Genomic DNA, 1,935 nt, shown 5'->3' on the forward strand with positions numbered 1-1,935 from the left:
ATCGGCGCACAGAGCGGCAGCGGGGAGCTCGAGGACGGCGAAACCGTCGCCGACAAGAAGATCCGCCGGAGCACGATCAGCGGCGTCCCTGCTGGGCCTCGGTGTGGTGCTCACCCTGATCGCGACCGTGATCGCCGGACCGCTGCTGGTGCGTCCGGTGATCCGGGTACTGGGCGCGGCCTTCCCCGCGCTGTTCGGGTCGATCGGGCGGATGAGCCAGCGCAACGCCCTGCGCAATCCCCGCCGTACCGGAGCCACGGCTGCGGCCCTGATGGTGGGGATCGCCCTGGTGGGCGGCATGTCGGTGGCCAGCGAGTCGATGACCGCGTCGTTCGACCGGCAGATCGACGAGACCCTGGGCGCCGACTTCGTGATCCAGAACGCCAACTTCCAGCCGTTCCCGCAGGAGGTCACCGGCAAGGTGCGCGACACCGACGGCGTGGGCCTGGTCGTGCGCGGGCGGTTCACCCCGGTCGCGGTGCGGCTCCCGGACGGCGACCGCGTGGAAACCACCGCCGCGGGCTACGATCCGCGGCTCGACGACGTCGCCAACATCACCTACGTACAAGGGGACACGGCGTCCGCCCTCGCGAGCGGGCAGCTCGCCATGGACCGGGACTTCGCACGCGACCACGGCGTGCGGGTGGGCAGCACCCTCCCCGTGGAGTTCCCGGGCGGACGCTCGCCCGAGCTGACGGTCGGCGCGCTCACCGACCAGGACTCCGCCGAGGGATTCGGCACCCAGGGCGGGCTGTTCTTCGGGCTGGACACCCTGAAGCGGTACGCGCCGGGCGGACAGGATTCCGCGCTGTACGTCAACGCCGCAGCCGGCACGGGCGACGACGACCTGCGCGCGAACCTGGAGGAGACGCTGGATCCGTACCCGCAGGTGCAGGTGCGGGACCTGGCCGACTACAAGCGGCTGGTCCACGACCAGATCGCCGTCCTGCTGTACCTCGTGTACGCGCTGCTCGGGCTGGCGATCATCATCGCGGTGCTCGGCGTGGTCAACACCCTCGCGCTGTCGGTGGTCGAACGCACCCGGGAGATCGGGCTGTTGCGGGCGATCGGGCTGGCTCGGCGCCAGCTGCGGCGGATGATCCGGCTGGAATCGGTGGTGATCGCGGTGTTCGGCGCGGTCCTCGGGCTGGTGCTGGGACTGGTGTGGGGGGTGTGCATGCAGCAGGTGCTGGCGCTCCAGGGCATGACGGCCCTGGCGATCCCGTGGGTCACGATCGTGCTGGTGGTGGTCGGCTCGGCGGTGGTCGGGATCGTGGCGGCGCTGCTGCCGGCGTTGCGCGCCTCCCGGATGAACGTACTGGCGGCCATCGCGCACGAGTGACGTCCGCATGGTGAAACGGTCTGACGCCGCTCGGCCAGGGTGATGTGATCTTGGGATGACCGACTTGCGCATCCGGGCCGCGACGCCCGAGGACCTCGACGCCGTGCTGGCCTTCTGGAAGGTGGCCGCCGAGGGCACGAGCATCAGCGACGACCGCGGTGGCATGGAGCGGCTGGTCGCTCGGGACCCCGGGGCGCTGATCCTCGCCATGGGGGTCCCCCCTGCTCGAGCGGAGTCGAGAGCTCGGGAGAGCGGCGGCGACCTGGCGGGCACGGTGATCGCCGGGTTCGACGGCTGGCGCTGCCACCTGTACCGGCTGGCCGTGCACCCGGACCACCGCCGCCGGGGCATCGCCTCCGCGCTGCTCGCCGCCGCCGAGGAGCGGTTCGTGCGGCTCGGCGGGCGCCGTGCGGACGCGATGGTGCTCACGCACAACGACACCGCGCACCGGGCGTGGGACGCCGCCGGATACGGTCCCGAGGAGAAGTGGCGGCGCTGGGTGAAGCCGCTCACGGACTAGCTAGCGCCGCGGCAGGCGACGTTTGCCCGTTGAGGAGCGGCGTCCGGTGCGTGCTCTCGGCGTGCCGGCCGGA

2 protein-coding genes are annotated in these 1,935 nt (G+C 71.9%); both read left to right on the plus strand.

Translation table 11 applies throughout. From position 1 onward, the window contains the following. On the plus strand, positions 1–1,342 hold a 1,342-nt coding region (locus ABZ281_RS47600; RefSeq protein WP_356664887.1), incomplete at its 5' end, for an ABC transporter permease. A 55-nt stretch (positions 1,343–1,397) separates the two neighbouring features. Next, on the plus strand, positions 1,398–1,862 hold the full coding sequence (locus ABZ281_RS47605) for a GNAT family N-acetyltransferase (RefSeq protein ID WP_356664889.1): 465 nt from the start codon (positions 1,398–1,400) through the stop codon (positions 1,860–1,862). Positions 1,863–1,935 lie beyond the last annotated feature (73 nt).

This window comes from Streptomyces sp. NPDC006265 (assembly GCF_040613555.1).
Lineage (GTDB): Bacteria > Actinomycetota > Actinomycetes > Streptomycetales > Streptomycetaceae > Streptomyces.